Source organism: Allobosea sp. AAP35, from assembly GCF_001295925.1.
Lineage (GTDB): Bacteria > Pseudomonadota > Alphaproteobacteria > Rhizobiales > Beijerinckiaceae > Allobosea.
Window position 1 is genome coordinate 1 of the sequence record NZ_LJHQ01000082.1, and the last position, 1291, is coordinate 1291.

Genomic DNA, 1291 nt, shown 5'->3' on the forward strand with positions numbered 1-1291 from the left:
CTGGACGGTTCGAAGAACCTCGCATCCATCGGGGTTTCGTGATTCTCTGGCTGCTCGAAGCAGGGGGAGAGCGCGATGGCGGGGATGCCGGGCTTTTTCGATGTCGACGAGCGGCTGAAGCGGCTGAGCGAACTTGGCGATCAGCTTGAGGCCTACGCCCAGGCCGTCGATTTTGAAGCCTTTCGGTCGGAGTTGGAGAAGGCGCTGGCGTATGCGACCGGCGCCAAGGGCGGCCGCCCGCCCTATGATCCGGTGTTGATGCTGAAGATCCTGGTCATCCAGGCCGCCAACGGCTTATCGGACGAGCGGGCCGAGTTCCTGATCAGCGACCGGCTCTCCTTCATGAGGTTCCTCGGACTTGGCCTGTCCGATCGTGTCCCGGACGCGCGGACGATCTGGCTGTTCCGGGAGCGCCTGACGAAGGCGGGTGCGATCGAGCCGCTTTTTGCCCGCTTCGAGACGATGCTGCGCGAGGCCGGCTACATCGCCATGGCCGGACAGATTGTTGATTCCAGCCTGGTTGCGGCACCAAGGCAGCGCAACACCAAAGAGGAGAAGGACGAGATCAAGGCTGGGCGCATTCCCCAGGCCTGGACGGAACGTCCAGCCAGGCTCAGGCAGAAGGACCGTGACGCGCGCTGGACAGTCAAGTTCACCAAGGCCAGGCCGCAGGCGGACGGCACAATGCCGCCGGTCGACATCGCCGTTCCCGCCTTCGGCTATCAAAACCATATCGCAATCGACCGCGAGCATGGCCTGATCCGTCGCTGGCTGGTGACGGATGCGGCCGCCTATGAGGGTGCGCGGCTGCGCGAGGGCCTGCTCGATCCCACCAACACGTCCAAGGCTGTCTGGGCCGATAGCGCCTATCGCTCCGCAGCCAACGAGGACTTCCTCGAAAAGCACGGCTTCGTCAGCAAGATCCATCGCAAGAAGCCCAAGGGCAGACCCATGCCGGAGGCGACGCGGCGCGCCAACAACGCGAAGTCGAAGGTCCGCTCTCGCGTCGAGCATGTCTTCGCGCAGCAGAAGGCGAGAATGGGTCTCTTCGTGCGAACCATCGGTATTGCCAGGGCCAAAACCAAAATCGGCATCGCCAATCTCGCCTACAACATCCGCCGGCTCGTCTGGCTCAACAGAACAGCAGTGGCATAACCGACGTCAGCGCCAACCGACGCCCGCGACACGCGCACTGCACGCTTCAACGCCGAGCCGACCTCCGGCCACAGACCTCTGTGCTACGCCGGGAATGCCAAGCCCCCACGGAAAATGACGTTCTTCGAACTGTCCA

The 1291-nt window shown here is 63.4% G+C and carries 1 protein-coding gene; it reads left to right on the forward strand.

From position 1 onward, the window contains the following. Nucleotides 1-75 precede the first annotated feature (75 nt). Entirely contained in the window at nucleotides 76-1155 is a 1080-nt protein-coding gene (locus IP69_RS21225) for an IS5/IS1182 family transposase (protein WP_054144823.1), read from the forward strand. Nucleotides 1156-1291: the final 136 nt, after the last annotated feature.

What these genes read in the sequence shown, in the direction of transcription:
- IP69_RS21225 (WP_054144823.1), top strand. Translation starts at nt 76, where the DNA reads ATGGCGGGGATGCCGGGCTTTTTCGATGTCGACGAGCGGCTGAAGCGG.